This window comes from Neobacillus sp. GCM10023253 (genome assembly GCF_042653105.1).
Taxonomy (GTDB): domain Bacteria; phylum Bacillota; class Bacilli; order Bacillales; family Cytobacillaceae; genus Neobacillus; species Neobacillus citreus.
This window is the reverse complement of sequence record NZ_JBHSHV010000006.1, coordinates 405,636-427,397: the sequence shown is the minus strand read 5'-3', so window position 1 is coordinate 427,397 and position 21,762 is coordinate 405,636. Positions and strand designations below refer to the sequence as shown.

Genomic DNA, 21,762 nt, shown 5'->3' with positions numbered 1-21,762 from the left:
ATTGATTTACAATGAAAAAGGGGCTATTCATTCCAACGGTATTCCTATATGTTTTTATAATTGCACTGGGTAGTTTGGTCGAACCACTTAATGTTACCGCAGTCACTTTAAAAACCGACATCCAAGCAAAGCAAAAGAAAAATGATGATCTTTATAAAAAAATAGAAGCATTTAGCAACGAGCATAGAATTGCGCCGATTGATGCAACCATTGATAGGATTTGGAAGGCGATTCCCGGTCATAACGGATTGGATGCAGATATTAAGGCAAGTTATAAAAAAATGAAGAAGAGCGGTAAATTCGATAAAAATAAAATTGTTTTTAAGGAGGTATCACCACGTGTCCACTTGGAAGATTTAGCGGCTGAACCTATTTATAGGGGGAATCCACAAAAACCAATGGTGGCTTTATTGATCAATGTCGCTTGGGGTAATGAATACATACCAACTATCCTTGAAGTATTAAACGACTCCAAAGTTAAAGCAACGTTCTTTTATGATGGCAGCTGGGTTAAAAAGAACCCGGATCTGGCAAGGATGATTTATAAGGAAGGCCATGAAATCGGCAACCATGCGTATAGCCACCCAGATCTGCAAAGACGCTCGAAAAGTGAAACCATTCAGGAAATAAGTAAGACCAATACAGTCATTGAAGAAACCATTGGAGTAAAACCGAAATGGTTTGCGCCGCCAAGCGGGAGTTTTAATAAGGTAACAATCCAAGTCGCTGACGAGCTTAATATGAAAACTATTTTATGGACAATCGATACGGTTGATTGGAGAAAGCCCGCAACGGGAGAAATGGTTAATCGCATAGTTAAAAATGCAGATAATGGCTTTATGGTGCTTATGCATCCCACAAAGCCTGTCGTAGAGGGGCTTGGCGATATGATAACGGGTATCAAAGCAAAAGGAATTCAACTTGGCACCGTTAGCGATCTGTTGAGTGAAAAACGTATTAATCAAACTAGGTAAAGCCCTAAAAGGGCGGGTCGGAAATTCGCTTTTTTGTCCCCAAAACTACCTCATTCTGGTGTCCTATCAGTATTGGATTTCCGGTTTAAATAGCCCTTTTCTAATCCTAGTTCGATGTTTATTAATAGCCCCATTTTTTCTAAATCAGCCTTTGTTACGACTGGATCCATAACAGACCAATCAACCGTATAAACATAGTAGTAGCCTTTGATAGGCCTAAAAATAACGGTTGATCCCGGAAATCTGTCAAATTTCGCCTTTATTCCATATCTCCACGTAAATTTATAGTCCAACAAATTCACTGAACCTCACCAACTGTTATTAAAGTATCCCCATATCTTACTTAAACTTTTTATAAACCGAAAAGTCTTATTGAACACAACATTATTTTACGGGAAAACATTTTGAAACATCCCTGTTTAATGAATTGGCACAAGTTACCGCCAATGGAGGCTATGATCAAATTTAACATGTGATCATTTTTTGCAACTCAGGAAAATGGTATGAAGTTTTTTTAGTCAACATATGTTTATAATGAATGTTTTAAAACAATGGAATACCGAACCAAAGGAAGTTTTCAAATTTAAATTAGGAGTATTCCTTCGATATCTCTGGGAAACGATTCAACAAAGAATGGGGGGAAAGTCTTGGAGGTTATCGGTAAAAGCATCATTCGTAAAGAGGCATGGGAAAAAGTAACCGGAAAGGCACGATATACCCACGACTTTAGGTTTGCCGATATGCTTTCATGTAAACTGGTAGTTAGCCCATATGGACACGCAAAGATTGTTTCAATTGACACATCGGCGGCAGAAAAAATGCCGGGGGTCCAGGCAATTGTCAAAGGGGGACCGCACCTCCCCTTAATTGGCGAATCGGTGCGTGACCGGCCTCCAATTGCGTTTGAAAGGGTGCGCTATCACGGCGAGCCCGTAGCACTTGTCGTTGCCGAAACACCTGCACAAGCAAAAAAAGCCGCGGATCAAATTCATGTCAAATATGAGCCCCTGCCGGTTCTTTCTTCGCCAACACAGGCTTTTCAAAAGAATGCCCCGCTTATACATGAGCATTTGGGTGAATACAAGAAAGATGATGTTTCTTATCCGGTCCCGGGTACAAATATTGCGACCCATTATAAAATCCGTAAAGGAAAAATGGATAAAGGATGGGCTGATAGCGAAATAACGGTTGAAGGAGATTATTCGTTTGCCCCATCATACCATGCAGCAATGGAAACAAGATGTTCAATCGCGGAAATTTTACCCGATGGTATTATTAACATCATGACCTCCTCACAGGCCCCATTTATGGTTAAAAGGCTTATAGCTGATTACTTTGGGGAGGATGAAGGGAAAGTTGTTGTTCATACCCCATTAGTTGGTGGAGCCTTTGGAGGAAAGGCTTCAACACAACTTGAAATATTCGCTTATTTAGCATCAAAGGCTGTGGGCGGCAGACCGGTTAAGGTTTTTAATGAACGGGAACAGGATATGATTACTTCCCCTGGCCATATCGGACTGGATGCTAAAGTAAAATTTGGGGCAAAACGTAACGGAAAGATAACGGTTATGGAAATCGGATACTGGTGGGATAGCGGTGCATACTCCGATAAGGGCGTAGATATTTCAAGATCGGGGGTGGTGGATTGTACTGGGCCCTATCATATTGAAAATGTTTGGTGTGATTCATATTGTATGTATACAAACCATCCCTATCCCGCTCCGTTTAGGGGGTTTAGCCACCCTGAACTTTCTTTTGCAATTGAAAGAACGATGGACTTATTAGCAGAAAAATTAGGGATGGACCCGCTTGAACTTCGATATGTCAATGCAATTATGCCAGGAAGCACGACCCCGACAAGGGTTCGGTTAAATAATAGCAATGTGGGAAACTTACAGAAATGTATTGAGAAATTACGAGACATTTTCAACTGGGATGAAGGGCCTATCAAAGAGATTGACGAGCGTTTTGTTCGGGTAAAAGGGGTCAGCTGCAGTTGGAAGTCATCCACCATTGACCCAAATGCGCCCTCAGGGGCTATTTTAACTTTTAACCGCGATGGAAGTATTAATTTAATGGCGGGAGTGGTTGAAATTGGCACGGGTACCAAAACGGTTCTTGCGCAAATTATTGCAGAACGGCTGAAAATGGATGTAAACAAAATCCATGTTCGGATGGAAGTTGATACCCAAACCACGCCCGAGCATTGGAAAACTGTCGCAAGCAGAGGAACATTTATGGGAGGAAGGGCCGTTTTGGAAGCTGCGGATGACGTCATCCGGCAGCTCAAGGAAATTGCGGCATGTGTCCTAAGAGCGCCAATACAAGATCTTGAAGTAGCAAACAGCCGAGTTTTTTTACGGGATGACCCTTTGATTGGGTTAGATTTCACAGATATTTGTTATGGCTATTCCTATCCAAATGGTAACGCTGTTGGTGGCCAAATTATCGGTAAGGGAAATTATATCTTACGCCATTTAACCCGAATTGACCCTGAGACAGGTGAAGGGAAGCCAGGTCCTGAGTGGACGGTTGCAGCATATGGAGTAGAGGTAGAATTTGATAAAAGGGACTTAACCTACCGATTGATAAAAGCAGCGTGTGTGGTCGATATAGGGAAAGTAATGAACGAAAAAGCGGCTCTGGGCCAAGTTATGGGTGCAATGAGCATGGGGCTGGCTTTCGCAGGAAGGGAAACTTTTTATTTTGATGAACTTGGAAGGGTTTTGAACCCTCAGCTTCGAACATACCGCCCATTGCATTACGGTGAAAACCCAGAATACCTAGTGGGTTTTGTTGAAACCCCGCAGCTGGATGGACCATATGGTGCACGGGGGGTTGGTGAGCATGGGGTACTTGGTATGCCTGGGGCACTGGGAAATGCCCTTTCGCTAGCCGCCGGTGTATCCCTCCATCATTTACCTCTTATTCCAGAATTAATCTGGAAGGCAAAGGAAAGGACCCGGCCATGATTTTGTTTGATTTTGATTGAGTTAAAATAGAAAAGTGCCAGGTACCAACCAATTATTTGGAAGATGCCTGGCACTATTAGTTATGATTGAAAAATTAATAAGGTAAAATAAAAGATGCATTTACTTTATTTTGGAACAAGTGGCAAAATATTGGACATAAAGACAAAACATATAGTATTTTTATTTTGTGTCACGAAATTATTTTTGGGGGGATAAACATGGAATACCGTCGTTTAGGAAAAACAGGACTAAAGTGAGTGAAATAAGTTTAGGCAGCTGGCTTACATATGGCGGGTATGTAGAGGAACAAAATGCTACAGCTTCAATCGATAAAGCCTATAACCTTGGGATAAACTTTTTTGATACTGCCAATGTTTATATGCGCGGGGAAGCAGAAATTGTAGTCGGAAAAGCCCTAAAGAAGTTCGTACGTGATTCCTACGTTTTAGCCACAAAGGTATTCTGGCCAATGGGTGATGGGCCGAACGATCGTGGGTTATCCCGAAAACATGTAATGGAACAATGTCATGCGAGTCTTAAACGCCTGAACACCGATTATGTGGATATTTATTATTGCCATCGTTTTGATCAGGAAACGCCGCTCGATGAAACATTGCGGGCCTTAGATGACCTTGTACGCCAAGGAAAAGTATTATATATCGGGGTTAGTGAATGGACAGCTGAGCAAATTACAGAAGCTGTTCATCTTGCAGACAAAAAGCTCCTTGACCGAATTGTTGTGAATCAGCCACAATACAGTATGCTAGAGCGGTATATTGAAAAGGACGTCATCCCAGTATGTGAAAAACATGGCATTGGCCAAGTCGTTTGGTCTCCTCTTGCCCAGGGTGTTTTAACTGGTAAATATCAGAAGGGTTCTCAGGCTCCTGCAGGAAGCCGTGCATCACAAGAAAAGTACGGTAATCTTTTTGGATTACTCACTGAGGAGAATCTTGATAAAGTGGAACTGCTAAAAGAGGTTGCCAAAGACAATGACATGTCACTTGTCACCCTGGCACTATCGTGGATTTTACGACAACAAAATGTATCCAGTGCTCTGGTAGGGGCAAGTCGTCCTGAACAAATGGAGGAAAATGTAAAAGCATCAGGCGTAAAGTTAAATGCTGAAACACTCGCTCGAATTGAGGACATTTTAAGATAAGGCTCCGTTAAGAATATATTTTTTCTTTGAAAAATTAGGAAGAAACACCGTAGAAGTGTTTCTTCTTATTCGAATATCAGTTAAATCCCTTTTTACTGTGAGTTCTTGTTCAACTAAAGGGTGCAAGAATTGAATAAAAGCAATACATTTTTTCAGCAGTGCTTTTCTTACGGCCCTTTTTATATTCAATTTCAATTTCTGTTTATCGACTTTTTTTCTGTATAGTTTACAGCCCGCTGAAGATGTCTATTATACTTGAGTGGCCTCGTCATTTTTATATTCTAAAATGTCTCCAGGCTGGCATTCTAATGCTTTGCAAATACCCTCTAAAGTGGAAAAACGAATGGCCTTGGCCTTTCCATTTTTCAAGATGGAAAGGTTAGCCATCGTAATTCCGACCCTCTCCGAAAGCTCAGTTACGCTCATTTTCCTTTTAGCCAGCATCACATCAATATTAATGATGATTGACATGGTTTTCACCTCACACTATTAGATGATTTTCAGATTTTATATCAATGACTACTTTTACAAGTTTTTGGAGGACGCCAACAAAGGTTGCGATTATGCTTGAAGCAAAAGTGAGCATAAATCCCAAGCTTATAATACCTGTTATGTCTTCACCTGTACCTGTACTCAATATCACGACAGATATGATTCCAGCTCCAATAAAGGCAATGATGGTAATCGCACAACGTTTGATTACCTTCAATGCCCTTAAAGATAATTCCGTGAAAGCATTGTTTTTATCAATGTAAACTAAAAGTTTAAATGCTTGATACAACGCAATGAAAAAGGGCGTAGAGAATAAATAAGCAGCTAGTAAAAAGGGATATTGCAAGTAAGCAGTTACTGGATGTTCTTCTGCATCTCTACTAGCTATTTCAGGCAACAGAAATATACACAAACCAAGTGCTGCCATTCCGATTAGAATAATAACTCCCTTTAGGAAAAAAGTTGATGATCGGTTCATAAAAAACACCTCACAAATGATTTGTAATACAAACCTAGACCGTTAAGTCATTTTCAGATTTGATATCAATCGCATCTTTTAACAGTTTTTGAAGAACAGCAGCAAAGACGGCGATCACCATGGAAGCAAAAGGTACAACTAATCCGACAAAGATGACACCAGGGGCGTCGTCTTTCTCCGCAAAGAGATAGAAGAGCGGCAAGACTAGCACATGCAAAATGCTGATGGTGATGGCACATTGTTTGATTTTCTTTAAAGCTTTTACAGACAAATCGGAGAAAGCTATATTTTTGTCAATAAAGAGTAGCAGTTTGAAAGCCTGGTACAAAGCAAAGTAAAAAGGAATCGCAGATGCATAAAAAATAATGAAAACCAGATATTTTATAGAAGCAACCCCTGGAAGCAATTTTGCTGCAAGTTTTCCAAACTCAGGCACCAAAAAGATGCATAAAGCAATAACAGGGATCCCAATCAGAAAAACTGCTATCTTCAGGAAGAGAGTTGATACATGTTTCATAAACAGCACCTCACAAATTTATTGTTAATGAGAATTTAACACAATATTTATTGATTATCAATAAATTTTTATTTTTTATAATGATATTTTTGTTGTAATAAAAACATGGTTTTCAAAGCTAACTCCAACATTTTATAAGGTACCTATTGATATTTATAAAATTAACATTTTGTGGAATATAATAGTATTGGTTGAAACTTTTTAGATTTTGGAGAAATAACGATGGCGAATATCTTATATTACTTGACCTTTGGAATGGTTGCGTGTGTTTTTATCATTTTTATATTCATGCTTTTTGGTTGGCGTTGGATCATGAAACGGATGGTAAAGCAAATGGGAAAGATTATTTTAACAGACAGTTATCAAGAAAATGTGATGGAATTGATGCCCGGACTCCGGCATATGGGCATTCAAAATATGCTTGAAAATAGCTTACGGGCAGAAACAGGCGATGTTCTCCATCGTCCGCTTGGCTCTTCGAAAAAATGGCCGCATTTAGACTCGATTACCTTCATTCCCGCCCAGACATCACCTTTTCCAATTGACGGTGAAGAAGATGTTGATGTGGAAGTAACCATTGGGCCTCAAGCAAAAAAACCGATGAAAATAAAAATCCCGTTAATGATCAGCGGCATGGCCTATGGGATTGCACTCAGTGAGGAAGTGAGACTTTCATTGGCACAAGCAGCGAATAATGTTGGAACCGCTATTAATTCTGGTGAAGGGGCAGTCCTGCCAGAGGAAATCAATGTCGGCGGAAAATATATTTTACAGTTTTCTAAAACAGATTGGTCAAAAGAGGAAGAATTAATTAAACAGGCAGATATGATCGAAATTAAATTGGGACAAGGCGCATTATTCGGGACAGGTGGGAAAATTTCTCCTAAAAATTTAACGGGTCGTGCCCGTGAACTGATGGGGTTAAAGGAAAACGAGGATGCCGTGATTTATGATAATTTTGTTGTAGATCAAACACTGGATGATTTGAAAGAACTTGTTGATGAGCTTAGGAGTATAACAGGTGGTGTTCCCATTGGCACAAAAATTGGGGCTGGCGGGAAAATTGAAGAAGATATTGATCATTTAATCTATATGGGTGTTGATTATATTGCGGTTGATGGTGGACAAGCGGCAACACTCGGTTCTCCCCCTATTTTAGCTGACGACGTTGGAATCCCAACTCTACATGCGATTGTCAGGGCTGCTAATCACCTAGAAAAGAGAAACATGAAAGGAAAGATTAGTTTAATTGCCTCTGGCGGACTTCTAGTACCGGGGCATTTTTTAAAAGTGCTCGCCCTTGGAGCGGATGCTGTGTATTTAGGCTCCTCTATGTTATTTACCGTCTCACATCCGCAATCATTGAATGCCCTTCCGTTTGAACCACCGACACAAGTTGTTTGGAATCAAGGGAAATACAAGGATCAATTTAAGATTGAAGTAGGGGTAAAATCCGCGGAGAAATTCTTAACAGCGTGTACAGAAGAAATCAAGACGGCATTAAGAGCAATGGGTAAGCGTTCTTTAAAAGAATTATCAAAAAAGGATCTGGTATCCTTTGATGAATTAACCGCCCAAATGGTGGGAATTCCGTTTTCCTTTGATCCATGGGAAGAAAAACAATTGGAGAACTGACAATGGCGAACATTTTTGTTTATTTGACTTTTGGACTAATGTCCCTATTATTTGTGGTGTTTCTATTCATGCTCATTGGTTGGCGCTGGATGATGAAACGAGTAGTGAAAATGGCTGGTAAAATTATTTTATCTGACAGTTATCAAGAAAATATTATGGAACTGATACCAGGCCTTCGGCATATGGGGATTCAAAATGTGCTGGAAAATAGCTTACGGGCAGAAACAGGAACGGTCCTTTTTCGCCCGCTCGGCGGCTCTGCAAAAAAATGGCCGCATTTAGAGCCCATTACTTTTATCCCAGCGCAAACGTCACCATTTCCAATTGATGGTGTAGATGAAGTAGATGTTTCCGTTACCATTGGACCAAAGTCAAAAAAACCAATGAAAATTGAAATTCCATTGATGATCAGTGGAATGGGCTTTGGTATTTCACTTAGTGAACAAGCTAGACTTTCTTTGGCAATAGCAGCAAATAAGACAGGAACTGCGATTAACTCTGGTCAAGGTGGAATTCTACCCGAAGAATTAAACGCTGCCGGAAAGTATATTTTACAAATTTCTAAAACAGATTGGGCAAAGGAAGATCAATTATTGAAGCGTGCTGATATGATTGAAATTAAATTAGGCCAGGGCGCTTTAGCGGGAATGGGCGAAAAAATTCCGCCACAAAGGTTAACAGGCCGTGCCCGTGAAGTAATGGGACTTAAGGAAAATGAAGAAGCAGTCATTTATGAAAACTTTTTCGAAGATCAAACATTGCTAGATTTAAAACTACTTGTGGATGAACTTCGGGTACGATCTGGTGGAGTCCCCATAGGTGTCAAAATTGGCGCAGGTGGAAAAATGGAAGAAGATCTTGATCATTTACTCTTTATGGGGGTTGATTTTATTACCATTGACGGCGGACAAGCAGGCATGTACGGGGCACCCCCTATATTATTTGATGATTTTGGAATCCCGACATTACATGCTGTAGTGAGAGCTGTGAACCATCTAGAAAAAAGACAGATGAAAGGGAAAATTAGTTTAATCGTATCAGGAGGGATGTTAGTCCCAGGACATTTCTTAAAAGTGCTTGCGCTCGGAGCCGACGCTGTATATGTAGGCACCGCCATGCTGTTTGCTCTGGCACACGATCAAGTATTGAATGCCCTTCCATTTGAACCGCCTACACAAGCGATTTGGTATGACGGCAAGTTCAAGGATCAATTTAAAACCGATGTAGGGGAAAAAACAGCGGAGAAATTCCTAACAGCTTGTACTGAAGAAATGAAAATGGCATTAAGATCAATGGGTAAACGCTCTTTAAAAGAGTTGTCAAAAAAGGATTTGGTTTCCTATGATGAATTGACGGCTAAAAAGGTAGGAATTCCGTTTTCCTTTAGGGCATGGGAAGACAAATAGTCTCGATAGAAAAAGGTTAATCCCCCAGCCATTGGTTGGGGGATATTTTCGGGCGCCAACTTGCGGATTGGTCCCGCAACTAGCGGATTGGTCCCGCAACTAGCGGATGAGGCCCACCAACTTGCGCTTAAATCCGAGCAACTTGCGGATAAGGTCCATCAACTTGCGCTTAAGTCCCCGCAACTTGCGATAAGGTCCACTTATCAACTAATGGAATGAGATAAAAATCCATTCATACTAAAAATCCATGTAAATAGATAACCATATTTACTGTTTCCTAATTATCTTGAAAAGTTTTCGATGATCGCAGGGATCATTTCATAAAAAATCTCAAGAAACATATTGAACAGCATGACGGCTGCGGGTATTACTAGAATGGCAAAGCTTATATAAGCTAGTTTCAGCCTGCCATTTGATTGCTCCATCCATTTGGTTATACGTTCGATTGACCATACAAGAAGAAAAGCCCCAATAAAAAACAATGCCGAGAACAATGAGATCCCTAACGGGGCTTGAGGTCCAAATAATTCGTTGTTTGGATTTGACAAAAACAAAGGGGTCCCAAAAATAATTAAGCTAAGCAACCCAAAGTAAAACCCCTTTTGGATCAAGCTCATTCTTGAGGTTTGAAAAACAATTGTGTAAATGATACTGTTGGCCAGTGTTACGGCAATTCCTAATATAACGATCATCAATGTTCCGGAAAAATGGAATCCACTCGCCATATGTGGGAAGAAAAACGCAATGATTCCCATCACCAATCTCAATAATAGCCCAAAAATAAAGCCAGTAAAAATAGCTCCCGTAAAGGAAATACCAAAATTCCTTGCGATTCTTTTCCACCGCATTGAGGCGGTTTCCTTCACTGCTTCAGCGCTTTGCTTCCCCTTTATATAAATCACTCCCTAATCAAATTTTTTAATTAGGTTCTCCCGTATTATATTTATGCGGAGTTGCGTGTCTGTACCTGCTAAAATAAAAAAATTTTCAGTGGTGCAAGTATTATGGGAAGTAGGACTAATGGAAAAAGACCTATGCAATTTGGCTTCTAAAATTTTAAAGCTATTGGTCGCATAGAAAGGTTTTATGAGCCTGAACTGCTGAAGGTTTCAAGCGTTAGGTCGCATAGAAAGGTTATATGAGCTCGAACCACTGATGTTATCAAGCGTTTGGACGCATAGAAAAGCTATATGAGCCCGAACTGCTGATGGTTTCAAAAGTATGGACGCATAGAAAGGCTATATGAGCCCAAACCGGTGATGGTTTCAAAAGTATGGTCGCATAGAACGGCTATATGAACCCGAACTGCTGAAGGTTTTAAAAGTTGGGTCGCATAGAAAGGTTATATGAGCCCGAACCGCTGGTGGTTTTAAAAGTATGGTCGCATAGAACGGCTATATGAGCCCGAACTGCTGATGGTTTCAAAAGTATGGTCGCATAGAACGGCTATATGAGCCCCAACCGGTGATGGTTTCAAAAGTATGGTCGCATAGAACGGCTATATGCGCCCGAACTGCTGAAGGTTTCAAAAGTTGGGTCGCATAGAAAGGTTATAAGCGCCCGAACCGCTGATAATTTAAAGTGTTGAGGCGTTTAGAAAGGCTATAAACATCTACACGTTAGTGCGTTTGGAACTTTGTCGAAGCAATTAGGATAGGGGAACAAAAATTAAAAGCAATTAGATAAGGGGAATTTTAGATTTAAATTAGGTTTACCATTTATGGTAAGCCTGTTTTTTTCTTTTGCGTTAAAATGGGAACAGGTTGGAAATTTAGTGGAAAGGGATGAAATTGGATAGGTTTGAAAATCTATTTATTCATAAATTCGCTATAAAGAGATTGTCCCTCTTTATCTGTTAATCTAATTAATTTTTTTAAAATAAAAATTTAAAAGGGGAGAGAGAAAACATGAAAAAATTGACCAGTCTTTTTCTGGCGGCTATGTTGCTATTCTTAGTTTCATGTTCAGCTGAAAAAACAGACAAACAACCTAAGGAAACAGAAAAAACAAAAAGTGAGGCCGTGAATGTTGATAAAGGACTATTGAGTGTCACAATCACTTTGCCGGCCAGCATGTTTGAAGATCAAAACGTTGACGAAGTAGTAGCAAATGCCCAAAAAGATGGTATTACAGCAACGAAAAATGCAGACGGTTCTGTCACCTATAAAATGTCTAAATCAAAACATAAAGAAATGATGCAGGAAATGAAAACGACTGTCATCCAAACGATCAATGACGCCAAAAGCGGCAAAGATTTTCAATCTATTAAAGACATAACCTACAAGGATGATTTCTCTGAATTTACTCTTGTAGTAGACAAAGCAGCTTACGAAAACAGCTTTGATGGATTTGCCGCACTGGGCCTTGGAATGTCAGGGATGATGTATGAATTATTTAATGGCGTAAAACCGGATGATTATAAAGTCACCATCAACATTAAAGACCAGGCGACTCAAAACGTATTTGACCAAATCGTTTATCCAGATGCATTAGATAAAAAATAGAAAAGGGGAAACAGTAATGAAAAAGATGGGGTTATTTCTAGTATCCTTAGTAATCATTCTTGCACTAGCTGCATGCGGACAAGACACGAAAGAAGTGGCAGTTAAGGATACAGCCGCCGCAAAACAAGAGCAGCCAAAGAAGAATGAGGAAAAGAAGCAAGAGCAAACGGTATCAAAACTAGGTTCTCGCACCAACCCAGTACCATTTCAAAAAACGGCAACCGTGGATGATGAATTGTACAATGATGCAGGAGAGTCATTTCCCATCAAATTTGATTTAACGATGGAGGAAGTCACTCGTGGTGACGCAGCTTTTCAAAAATTAAAAGCAATGAACGAATTCAATGAGCCAGCACCAGAAGGATATGAATGGGTACTGGTTAAAGCAAAAGTAAAATTCACTGAATCAAAAACACAAGATTTATCCTTTAACATTGATGGAATCATGAATTTTAAGATGGTCAGTGAGGGTGGAGACATCTATTCTGGCGATGCATATGCTACAACTGATCCAGATTTTTCATTTGAAATGTACGTGGGAAATGAAAAAGAAGGGTATATCGCTGGACTTGTCAAAACTGGAGAAAAGGCGCAGCTTCGTTATGAAGAGCTTATGGATGGGCAGGTTTTCTTTAACTTGCAATAAAGATGAAAAGAGACTCATTTGAGTCTCTTTTATTAGTATTAACAAGGAATCTAGAATGCAAAAAAGCGGAGAATCAGTTAATTCTCCGCTTTTTTGCATTCTAGTATTATTTTTAAGGCCTCAATGAGCCCAGGGAGTTTCTCATAATTTAGTTGATCGTTGTTATTTATGATCTCATTGATCCTATTTTGAATCCGGGTCTCTGCCTCCTCTATAGTAAACAGAACAACTATCTCCATAGTCCATCGTCCACCTCGAAGTTTTTCATTATTATATGTGAAAAAATTGAAAGTGTTTGCACTTTTCCCCATTTTAAACGTAGTGCCAAAGTTTAAGGATTAACTACTACTTGATTACAAGTTTTTCTTTTTTTAAAGAGAGTTAACAATTCGGTTAAGAGTTAATAATTTCAGATAAATCGACATATTTTAATAGATTGCTTGTCTATAATGACAACAGTCAAAGGGAACGGAGTAGAGATAATAACTTAACTCGAAAGGAGGAATTAGTGATAGTAGTTTAAAAACAGTACAGTGATAAAATACGGAGAATTATAGAAAATAAACACAAGGCCTAAGCCATTTAAATTAAAAATAATAGAAAGGGTTGAAACTCTATGAAAAATCGGTTCAGAAGACAAAAAAGGAAATTTATAAAGGATTGTTGGGATAATAAACTTACAGGGAACATAAAATACCGTGTCTCCAACCTAATCATGATTGCCAGCTTCTTCTATAAATAGAGGTGATAAAAAATGGGAAATTTACTACGAAACGCTGTTCAGTTAAAAAAGAAGCAGTTAATTAACAAGCTCATTAAACAAGAGATTTATAAAAAAAATAACAAGCATCTTTATGAGTTGACATTGAATGAACTTGAAAAAGAGTATAAATTTTATGGGCACGAATGACCTTGTGTGTAGTTAGTTAATTATTCAACTAAAAGCGAAGGCGATAAAACCAATCTGCCCTCGCTTTTTTTAATATACAGCTTGAAGAACCAAAATGTCCCTAACAATCTGCCTACTTCATATTCTGATATAGAGTAAAAACATCAGTTAATTTTTTTAACAGAGGCAACATTTGTATTGTTGGAAAAGATGATTTCCTTTAGCTTTTCGACATTTTTATTTGCATATAAGTTAGGCTTTGTCACCCAGTAAAACTTTTGCAGCATTCTATGTCCAGAAATTCTCATCGCTTTTAAGGTTCCTTTTTGCACTTCATTTTTAACAGCCGAATAGAATACAATTCCCACTCCTAACCCATTTTCTACTGTCCGTTTCATTGCCTCAGTATCTCCGATTTCCATCGAATTCGAGGGGGTAAATTCTAACCCAAGCTGTCTCAATGTATTCTCCGCAAGCTTATGAGAACCGATCTCCATAATTATGAAATTTGCCTCAAGCAGCTCTTTGATCCCTAATTCATCGTCTTGCGCCCAAGGATGATCCGGTGAGAGGATTAACACAATCTCGTCTTCCGCGAATGGTTCTTCTATCAGCGAATTCATCTGTATTTCCTCAACGACAAGTGCCACATCAATTTCATCATTTAATAGTTTTCCAATAACTTCTTTCGTTCTCCCAACCTTCACTTGAATAACATTATCCTCCATATACCTCTTGCACTGGGAAATAATTTTTGGGAGAAAATATGTACCAATCGTTAAACTTGTCCCCACTTTGATTGGGTTATTACTAGTCTGCTGTTCTTGGGTGGCGAGGAATGATTCGTCATATAATGAGAGAATTTTCTCCACATAGGTTACTAATGTTTCGCCTGCAGGAGTCAAGGAAATATTCTTCGAGCGAATAAATAATGGAACATTGTACAACTTTTCTAGGTTTTTAATATGTTGGCTGACAGCAGGCTGGGATATATGTAATTTTTCTGCTACTTTAGAAAAATTCTTATCCTTCGAGAGAGTTAAAAAAATACGATACATTTGCTCAATGTCCATAGGATTCCCTCTTTCTTAAACCTATAAGCATTGACTTATAGGACATATAAAAAATCAGTATTTCCGTAATAACTTAATTTTAATTATAATCCAATTAATCGAATATTCAATATTTTTAAAGTTAAGGGGGAGAAAAGTGAAAATCATCTTAAACCTAGTAATAGTAGGGGCCATTCTTCTTATTTTTGGCTCCGATCACTCGGTATTAGCCGCTTGTACCATAATGGGAGCAACTGGTACAGCGACTCTTGGCCGGCGTGTGTTTTTGGCATCTACCAGTGATAATCCTTACCTCGAAGGTCCGAGAAAACCTGTCGTTGTCACCATCCCACAAGACGGGGGATATAAATTTGTGCATACCCCTTGCCTAATTAAAGACTCTTCCGGGGAACTGGTTGATATCGGTTCGGATAGGGGGATGAATGAAACGGGCTTTTCCTGGACGAGAGCATGGGTGGTTCCGAAAGAAGGGGAAGATCCTGAAAAATTAGATGCAGTTGATTGGTTTTTAAAAATGGGAGCAACGGTTTCGACGGTCGATGAGGCCATCACATTTGTGAAAGAGAATCCAAAGGGATTCGGCACTCAGGGGAATTACCTTTTTGCGGATCGGAATGGGAACATGGCTGTGGTAGAAGTTGGCTATAAGACGGTTACGGTGGCCGAAACATTCACGAGCAAAGACTTGGGAATAGCAGCAAGGGCCAATAGGTGGGAAACGGATCCGATGGTACCACTCGATGATAGCAAAAGAGGAAATACCATTCATTTTGATACCTCTGAATTCCGTTATCATCGAGCAATGAGTCTCTTAAAAGAAAACGTATCACAAATTGATGTAGAAACGATGAAAAAACTAATTAGTGATCGAACTCCTGACCCAGGATCACCGCACGAAAAGTCAATTTCCAATCATGGTCTTCAAAGCGGGACAGTCAGTACCGAGATTTATGATCCACAAAACCTTACATTCTGGTATACATACGGCTGGCCAGACGGTGAAGAGGATCACGTCGATTCTGCTATCTTTGGTGAAAATAAAAACACCTGGGGCCAATGGATTCCGTTTGTACTAACTGAACTGGAAGAGGAAGGGTATTACACTGATTGGGCTGGGAACATCACTCCAATCGGGGCTAGATATTTAGGAAGGAAAATTGGCGATGTTGAGAGCGCTTTATTTTTAAAAAAATAAACCATAAATTACAGGAGGTAAATTAATATGAACGAACCTAAAAAAATCGGAATGCTGACACCATCATCGAACACAGCTTTGGAGCCGATTTGCTCGAGAATGCTGCATGAAGTTCCGGAGGTAACTTGTCATTATAGCCGGTTCGAAGTGACGAAAATCTCACTGGAGCAGGATTCCTTAAGTCAATTCAATATGGAACCCATGCTTCGGGCAGCAGAATTACTGGCGCATGCCGAAGTCGATGTGATTGCATGGAATGGAACATCAGGCGGATGGATTGGTTTTGATGTCGACCGAAAGCTTTGCGAAGAGATTACGAAAAGAACAGGAATCCCGGCAACCACTTCCATGTTATCGCAAATAAGAGCATTCAAAGAGCATGATATTAAATCCGTCCACCTTGTTACTCCGTATATTTCTGAAATTAATAGATTAATTGCTGAACAATACAAAAATGAGTGTGGAATAGAAACGGTAAATAGTTCCGGACTCAATATTACACACAATCGGTCGTTTAGTTTGGTGCCCCAAGAAAGAATTGAAGAGCAAATTAACGAAGTTACCGTTTCTCCCGCAGATGCTTTAAGTATCGTTTGTACGAATTTTCCTCCAGTTGCTAGGGTTAATTATTATGAAGAAAAATACAAAATGCCAATGTACGACACGATTAATGTGCTTATTTGGGAATGTTTAAAAATGGTAGATGTAGATCCTGCAAAAGTAAAAGGGTGGGGAGCATTGTTTTCTAGGGCAACTGTAAACCAATAAATTGAACCATTCCGGTCATCTCTAGAAGAATAGTAAACAAGCTTATTCCCTTCGTAGGAATGAAAACGCTTTATAAAAATGAATAAACACGTACAAGAATCAATGAGTTGCCATTAGAAAGTGGTGTGGATGGACTAGCTAGAACCCATATTTTACGGGAACTTCAGGTGGTAATGAAATTCTCAACATAAATCTGGTCATAAGTATCACTTTTTAAAATAAAGGGGGAGCTATGATGACAAGTCCAGTAATTCAGCCAAATCAAGTAGGTCAATCAAGTCAAGTAAGTCAACAAACACAAGGATATGACTATTCAGGTGTGGAAGAAAGTCTACGACCCAATAAACCTGAAAATAGAATACTCACTCCACTGAGTTTTGGGCTGATGTTCGCAGGGGATGGGGTAAGTCTAGGGAATATGGCGATCGGAACGGGTTTAGTGGTGGCTGGAACCGCAACGATGAATTTGCTGCAAACGATTGTTTCATTACTTATTGCAACGACTATTATCGGTGGTGCCTTTCTACTAAATGACGGCTTCGGCTATCGTGCGGGAGTACCCTATGTTATACATTTAAGAATGGCTTTTGGTATGAAGGGTGCGATTATTTCGTCCATTATGAGAGGTGTCCCGGCAATTATTTGGTATGGGTTTCAGTCATGGATTGGGGCCACTGGATTAAGTGAGATTATAAAGATTGCTACAGGAGGAAAAATTGATAGTATTCCTATTAGTTTTGTTATTCTTGTGCTCCTCCAAATTGTTTTATCTTTAAAAGGCTTCCATACCATTAAGTGGATGAACTCGCTGATAGCCATTACCCTGATGTCAGCTTTTATTTACGCATTTGTAGTCATTTTAAAAGACCATACCTCCGTCATTCATTCAACCTGGGTAGAAGCAAAAGGAACATGGGGGCTCCCATTCTGGTCATTCACTATGGCCTTCCTTGGAAACTACGCTGCGCTGTTCCTTAGTGCCTCTGATTACTCACGTGAATTGAAGGAAGGAGTATCAGCTCCTAAGCGTTTTCTCATGTACTTTACACCGGTTACGGTGGCCTATCTTACGATCATGAGTATTGGCGTCATGCTTGCTGCTGCAACAGGACTTGCAAACCCTGTTCAAGCGTTCGCGCAAATTGTAAACAATGATTATATTACTTTCATCGTCTCCGTTTTCATCGTTCTAGGAGCAGTTGGTGTTAACCTGGTGGCAAACATTGTTCCGGCAGCCTACATCATTCAATTGTTTACAAAAGTAAAATATAAAGTATCTGTCGTGATTGCAGGCTTGCTTGCAATGGTATCATTCCCTTGGAAATTGATTCAGCCTGGTTCATCAGATGGACTCCGAATCTTTATCCTTACCTATTCTGCCTTCTTGGCACCGATCACGGCAATATTAGTCGTTGACTATATCCTATTGAGGAAGAAAAAGGTAGATATTAATGAATTGTATAATCCGAATGGTCAGTTCAGCGGGTTAAATATGGCTGCAGTGATCGCCATGGTCATTGGCGCAGCCAGTGCCTTTACTGTCGTCGATCTTGGCTGGCCGATTGGATTAGTGGTTGGCGGCATCTCCTACTACTTGTTGAATAAATATGGATTTAAACAATCTGTATTTAAAAAAGGAACCATTTTTGAAAAATAGATTTAACACCTAAAAGTCAATTGAACCGAACTTAAACTGCACCTCCATGGTTTTTGTTTAGGTGTTGGGATTACAAGTGTGGAAAACGAAATAGAGTAATAGAGCAGGGTGTTTTAACATTAATATAGGCTGTTTTCGTAAACTTTGTTGTTATGCAAAAAAGTAGTGGTTGGAATGAGGTTCACTCTGCGAAAAAGCTTGATTATGGGTTGGCACCCTTGGAAGTAATAAATAAGCGGAAGTTTTTCCGTTATTTGCAAAATGGAGCTTATTTAGTAAAAATAAGCGAAGGTTTTTCCGTTATTCAATAAAAAGCTCCCGATTTTAGCGGTTTAAAATCAAATAAGGGAAATTCCTCCTTCTATTTCAGCTAATTTACATCCATTTTCCTAAATAAGGGGAATTTCTCCCTCTATTTTTTTTTGAATGAGCCTTAAGCAACAATGTTTTAGAAAAGAGTCTTTATATAAATAGAAAGGATGAGGGGAAATGAGGTTTGATTTGGTGATCCAAAATGGAAGTGTCGTTTTAAAGGGCTCTGTTGAAAAAGTCGATATCGGTATTAAGAACGGCAAAATTATCGAGATATCCCAACATATTAACGACTCTGCCAAAGAATATGTCGATGCAACTGGTCAATATGTCATGCCAGGGATGGTGGATGCCCACGTTCATCTTAGTGAACCGGGGAGAGATTGGGAAGGGTTTGAAACGGGAACAAAAGCCTTGGCCGCCGGCGGAACCACTTCTATTGTTGATATGCCTTTAAATGGACTTCCAGCTACTACAAATAAAGAAGCACTTAGAGGTAAATTAAAATGTGCGGAAAATAAAGCCTATGTGGATTACGCTCTTTACGGGGGACTAGTACCCGGGAACATCGAGGACCTAGAGGATCTTTCCAACGAAGGAGTTGCCGCATATAAATGCTTTATGGCGACAACAGGCAGTGAGGAAATAGGAGACTTTAAAAATGTGGATGTTTACACCCTTTATCAAGGTATGAAGAAATTAGCTGAATTGGGGCATTTTTTATCGATTCATGCCGAAAATGCTGAATTCACAGATCAATTTGCCTTAGAGAAAATGAAGCAGGGCAAGGTAACGGTAAGGGATTATGTGGAATCAAGACCAGTAATTGCAGAAGTTGATGCTGTCAAACAGGCGTTATTTTTAGGAAAAGAAACGGGATGCAAGCTCCACTTTGTTCATATCAGCAGCAGGCAAGCGGTAGAGGAGATTATAAAAGCACGCGAGGAAGGCCAGGATGTGACGCTGGAATCGTGTCCACACTATTTCACGATGGATTTGGAAGCCTTTGAAAAAATCGGCCCTGTTGCAAAATGTGCGCCGCCATTACGGGAAAAAGAAGAGCAGGATCAATTATGGGAAGCACTTTTGGAAGGGAAAATTGATTTCCTAACATCCGATCACTCCCCGTGTCCGCCAGAAATGAAGAAAAGTGACACCAACAATATTTTTGAAATCTTCGGAGGGATCTCTGGCTGTCAAAATAATGTTGATTTAATGTTTGACGAAGCGGTCAAGAAGCGTGGACTATCTGTTCATCGTTTTGCTCAACTGATTGCAACAAATCCGGCTAAGAGATTTAACTTGAAACAAAAGGGCAGTATTGAATTGGATAAAGATGCGGATATCATCCTGCTTGACCCGAATCAATCCTATCAGGTACGGAAGGAAGACTTATACTACCGTCATCCGCACAGCCCTTATATTGGCCGAACCATTGATTGTCGTGTCACAAAAACATTTGTGAGAGGACAGCTGGTATTTGACCTCGAAGAAGGGATCGTTGGTCGACCAGTGGGGAAGTATCTTTCCGCAAATAGTTTAGTAGAAATTTAAATCCATATATTGTAATAAAAGAATGGTGTAGGAAGAATTCCTGCGCCATTTCTGTTTGAAGTGGGGACGCAATAGAAGCGGAGCCGACCCTCCAGGGTTCATCTTGAAAAATGGTGATTACAGCCATAGAAATGTACAAATGTACCACCATTGACATAGTTCTTACCACTAAATGACAAAGAATGGACCAGTTAATGACAGGCTGTTTACCAGTTTGTTTTATTAATGATCAGTTAGGCAGTTTTTCCACTGGCAGTGAATCCTGTTGAGAGAGGTTAGTTCAATTAGGAATTACAAAATATTTACAGAAATATAATGATAGTATTGGAAGTTCGAGGGGGAATAAACGGAATGTATATAGGAGTTGGTATTCTCGCTTTAGTATTCATTTTTATTTCATTAATTCAGACTTTATGGAACTGGAATTGGAAATTAATTTACACTGCATACGGTAATGAGGAATACTTTAAGATAATTGCCATATTAAAAACAGAAGGAATAAAGTTAAAAATTGAGACTCCATACAGAGGCATTGATAGCCGAATTACTCGATTTAAGGATAATACACAATATGATATTTATGTAAAAAAAGATGAAGAACATTTAGCTGTTAAAGCGTTGCAAAAAAGAAATAATCTTTAATTAGTATAGGGTAAGCGCTGCCTATTCTTATTGAAAAGGGAGTCTAGTTTTGACAAAGTCCAATTTGATATTACAAAATTACCCAATTAGGGTTATTATTAATTTAATATATTCATTGAAGTAGGTGTGAAAATGGATTTACTGGTCGGATTCTTAATATTTGCGGGAATTTTTGCGATTTATGATGCTTTAAGAAAGGTGAATAATAATATCTTAGACCAAACAGAAGAGATAAAAAAATTACGCGAAGAATTAGCAAAAGGTAAAAATTAGAATAAGCAACTTAGGTATATCTGATCTTCTCTCTGCATCCGCTACTGCTTTTTGATTTTCTGCTTTCGCGGCTTTAACAAGTTCCGCAGCAATTAACTGGTGTTCCCTTTTAAAATTGCTGAACTTTGCAGCTATTCTATTTTCATAGAAGGGCTTTAGTAAATTGCCCATAATCGAAACAGACGTGCGGTAACAGCGTCTATATTAGGTAAATTAAAGGCTCTGTTAATAGTCATTGTTGATTTTCGTATAGGTACGAGAATTCATAGGCGGAGAATTTCCGGCTAAAGTATTAAGAGGAAGCTTAATAAGCAAATATAAGCGAAGAAATTCCGATTAACTGCTCTAAATAAGGCAAAATCCAAAGATTTGGATCAAATAAACGGAAAAACTTCCTTTATTTTTAAGGAAATAAGGGTATTTCCCAATTTAAACGGAATTTTTCCGTTTATTTTTCAAACACAGAAAAATCAACATTCAGTTATTTATTATTTTGGGACCCTTATTAAGGTAACTGGCAGGATAGTGGAATAGGAAATTTATAGGAATATGCTGGTTCCAAATTTTATGTAAATCTCAAAAAACGGATTTGACTATGCTTTCATTATTTTGA

The 21,762-nt window shown here is 39.2% G+C and carries 19 protein-coding genes and 1 pseudogene; 14 read left to right on the top strand and 6 right to left on the bottom strand.

All coding sequences use genetic code 11. The features are described from left to right. The first annotated feature begins 11 nt into the window (after nt 1–11). The gene (locus ACFPA1_RS09350; protein ID WP_378582267.1) at nt 12–974 is read left to right on the top strand and encodes a polysaccharide deacetylase family protein; all 963 of its coding nucleotides are present in this window, start codon (nt 12–14) and stop codon (nt 972–974) included. A 50-nt stretch (nt 975–1,024) separates the two neighbouring features. Here the strand turns inward: ACFPA1_RS09350 and ACFPA1_RS09345 are convergent, their stop codons facing one another. After that, nucleotides 1,025–1,276 (bottom strand): hypothetical protein, encoded by a 252-nt coding sequence (locus tag ACFPA1_RS09345; protein ID WP_378582265.1) that lies wholly within the window; start codon nt 1,274–1,276, stop codon nt 1,025–1,027. 345 nt (nt 1,277–1,621) lie between these two features. Between ACFPA1_RS09345 and ACFPA1_RS09340 the strand changes: the two genes are divergently transcribed. Then, nucleotides 1,622–3,946: a xanthine dehydrogenase family protein molybdopterin-binding subunit gene (locus tag ACFPA1_RS09340; RefSeq protein WP_378582264.1), complete on the top strand. Its 2,325-nt coding sequence runs from the start codon at nt 1,622–1,624 to the stop codon at nt 3,944–3,946. 218 nt (nt 3,947–4,164) lie between these two features. Then, nucleotides 4,165–5,108: pseudogene (locus tag ACFPA1_RS09335) on the top strand (aldo/keto reductase family protein). A 249-nt stretch (nt 5,109–5,357) separates the two neighbouring features. On the opposite strand, the gene ACFPA1_RS09330 reads toward ACFPA1_RS09335, so the two are convergent. Genes ACFPA1_RS09330 through ACFPA1_RS09320 form a run of 3 tightly spaced genes read right to left on the bottom strand, consistent with a single transcriptional unit; the run spans nt 5,358 to nt 6,595 of the window. Next, complete coding sequence (locus ACFPA1_RS09330; RefSeq protein ID WP_378582262.1) at nt 5,358–5,579, bottom strand: helix-turn-helix domain-containing protein; 222 nt, start codon at nt 5,577–5,579, stop codon at nt 5,358–5,360. A gap of 10 nt (nt 5,580–5,589) precedes the next feature. Then, nucleotides 5,590–6,078 (bottom strand): DUF2975 domain-containing protein, encoded by a 489-nt coding sequence (locus ACFPA1_RS09325; protein WP_378582261.1) that lies wholly within the window; start codon nt 6,076–6,078, stop codon nt 5,590–5,592. Nucleotides 6,079–6,112: 34 nt separating this feature from the next. Then, complete coding sequence (locus ACFPA1_RS09320; RefSeq protein WP_378582259.1) at nt 6,113–6,595, bottom strand: DUF2975 domain-containing protein; 483 nt, start codon at nt 6,593–6,595, stop codon at nt 6,113–6,115. 222 nt (nt 6,596–6,817) lie between these two features. Here ACFPA1_RS09320 and ACFPA1_RS09315 point away from each other — a divergent pair, with 222 nt between their 5' ends. Both ACFPA1_RS09315 and ACFPA1_RS09310 read left to right on the top strand, forming a co-directional pair. Beyond that, the gene (locus ACFPA1_RS09315; RefSeq protein ID WP_378582257.1) at nt 6,818–8,230 is read left to right on the top strand and encodes an FMN-binding glutamate synthase family protein; all 1,413 of its coding nucleotides are present in this window, start codon (nt 6,818–6,820) and stop codon (nt 8,228–8,230) included. Between the two features lie 2 nt (nt 8,231–8,232). Continuing rightward, on the top strand, nt 8,233–9,636 hold the full coding sequence (locus ACFPA1_RS09310; RefSeq protein WP_378582255.1) for an FMN-binding glutamate synthase family protein: 1,404 nt from the start codon (nt 8,233–8,235) through the stop codon (nt 9,634–9,636). A gap of 281 nt (nt 9,637–9,917) precedes the next feature. On the opposite strand, the gene ACFPA1_RS09305 is transcribed toward ACFPA1_RS09310, so the two are convergent. Further along, the gene (locus ACFPA1_RS09305) at nt 9,918–10,484 is read right to left on the bottom strand and encodes a hypothetical protein (protein WP_378582253.1); all 567 of its coding nucleotides are present in this window, start codon (nt 10,482–10,484) and stop codon (nt 9,918–9,920) included. Nucleotides 10,485–11,543: 1,059 nt separating this feature from the next. Here ACFPA1_RS09305 and ACFPA1_RS09300 point away from each other — a divergent pair. From ACFPA1_RS09300 to ACFPA1_RS09290, 3 genes are all read left to right on the top strand, one after another. Next, on the top strand, nt 11,544–12,140 hold the full coding sequence (locus ACFPA1_RS09300; RefSeq protein WP_378582251.1) for a hypothetical protein: 597 nt from the start codon (nt 11,544–11,546) through the stop codon (nt 12,138–12,140). Nucleotides 12,141–12,156: 16 nt separating this feature from the next. Beyond that, nucleotides 12,157–12,786, top strand: a complete 630-nt coding sequence (locus tag ACFPA1_RS09295) for a hypothetical protein (RefSeq protein WP_378582249.1) — start codon at nt 12,157–12,159, stop codon at nt 12,784–12,786. A 754-nt stretch (nt 12,787–13,540) separates the two neighbouring features. Then, entirely contained in the window at nt 13,541–13,696 is a 156-nt protein-coding gene (locus tag ACFPA1_RS09290) for a Fur-regulated basic protein FbpA (RefSeq protein WP_378582247.1), read from the top strand. A gap of 143 nt (nt 13,697–13,839) precedes the next feature. Here ACFPA1_RS09290 and ACFPA1_RS09285 read toward each other — a convergent pair whose 3' ends face one another. Beyond that, nucleotides 13,840–14,748, bottom strand: coding sequence for a LysR substrate-binding domain-containing protein (locus tag ACFPA1_RS09285; protein ID WP_378582245.1), 909 nt, complete (start codon nt 14,746–14,748; stop codon nt 13,840–13,842). 136 nt (nt 14,749–14,884) lie between these two features. Here ACFPA1_RS09285 and ACFPA1_RS09280 point away from each other — a divergent pair, with 136 nt between their 5' ends. The 6 genes from ACFPA1_RS09280 to ACFPA1_RS09255 all read left to right on the top strand — a co-directional run bounded on the left by ACFPA1_RS09280 (nt 14,885) and on the right by ACFPA1_RS09255 (nt 21,149). Then, a complete protein-coding gene (locus ACFPA1_RS09280) occupies nt 14,885–15,943 on the top strand; it encodes a carcinine hydrolase/isopenicillin-N N-acyltransferase family protein (protein WP_378582243.1) in 1,059 nt (352 codons plus the stop codon). A 27-nt stretch (nt 15,944–15,970) separates the two neighbouring features. Further along, nucleotides 15,971–16,711, top strand: a complete 741-nt coding sequence (locus ACFPA1_RS09275) for an aspartate/glutamate racemase family protein (RefSeq protein ID WP_378582241.1) — start codon at nt 15,971–15,973, stop codon at nt 16,709–16,711. Nucleotides 16,712–16,943: 232 nt separating this feature from the next. Then, nucleotides 16,944–18,368: an NCS1 family transporter gene (locus ACFPA1_RS09270; protein WP_378582239.1), complete on the top strand. Its 1,425-nt coding sequence runs from the start codon at nt 16,944–16,946 to the stop codon at nt 18,366–18,368. A 489-nt stretch (nt 18,369–18,857) separates the two neighbouring features. Then, complete coding sequence (allB, locus tag ACFPA1_RS09265) at nt 18,858–20,234, top strand: allantoinase AllB (RefSeq protein ID WP_378582238.1); 1,377 nt, start codon at nt 18,858–18,860, stop codon at nt 20,232–20,234. A 351-nt stretch (nt 20,235–20,585) separates the two neighbouring features. Continuing rightward, nucleotides 20,586–20,876 (top strand): hypothetical protein, encoded by a 291-nt coding sequence (locus ACFPA1_RS09260; RefSeq protein WP_378582236.1) that lies wholly within the window; start codon nt 20,586–20,588, stop codon nt 20,874–20,876. 132 nt (nt 20,877–21,008) lie between these two features. Beyond that, nucleotides 21,009–21,149 (top strand): hypothetical protein, encoded by a 141-nt coding sequence (locus ACFPA1_RS09255; RefSeq protein WP_378582235.1) that lies wholly within the window; start codon nt 21,009–21,011, stop codon nt 21,147–21,149. The last annotated feature ends 613 nt before the right edge of the window (nt 21,150–21,762 follow it).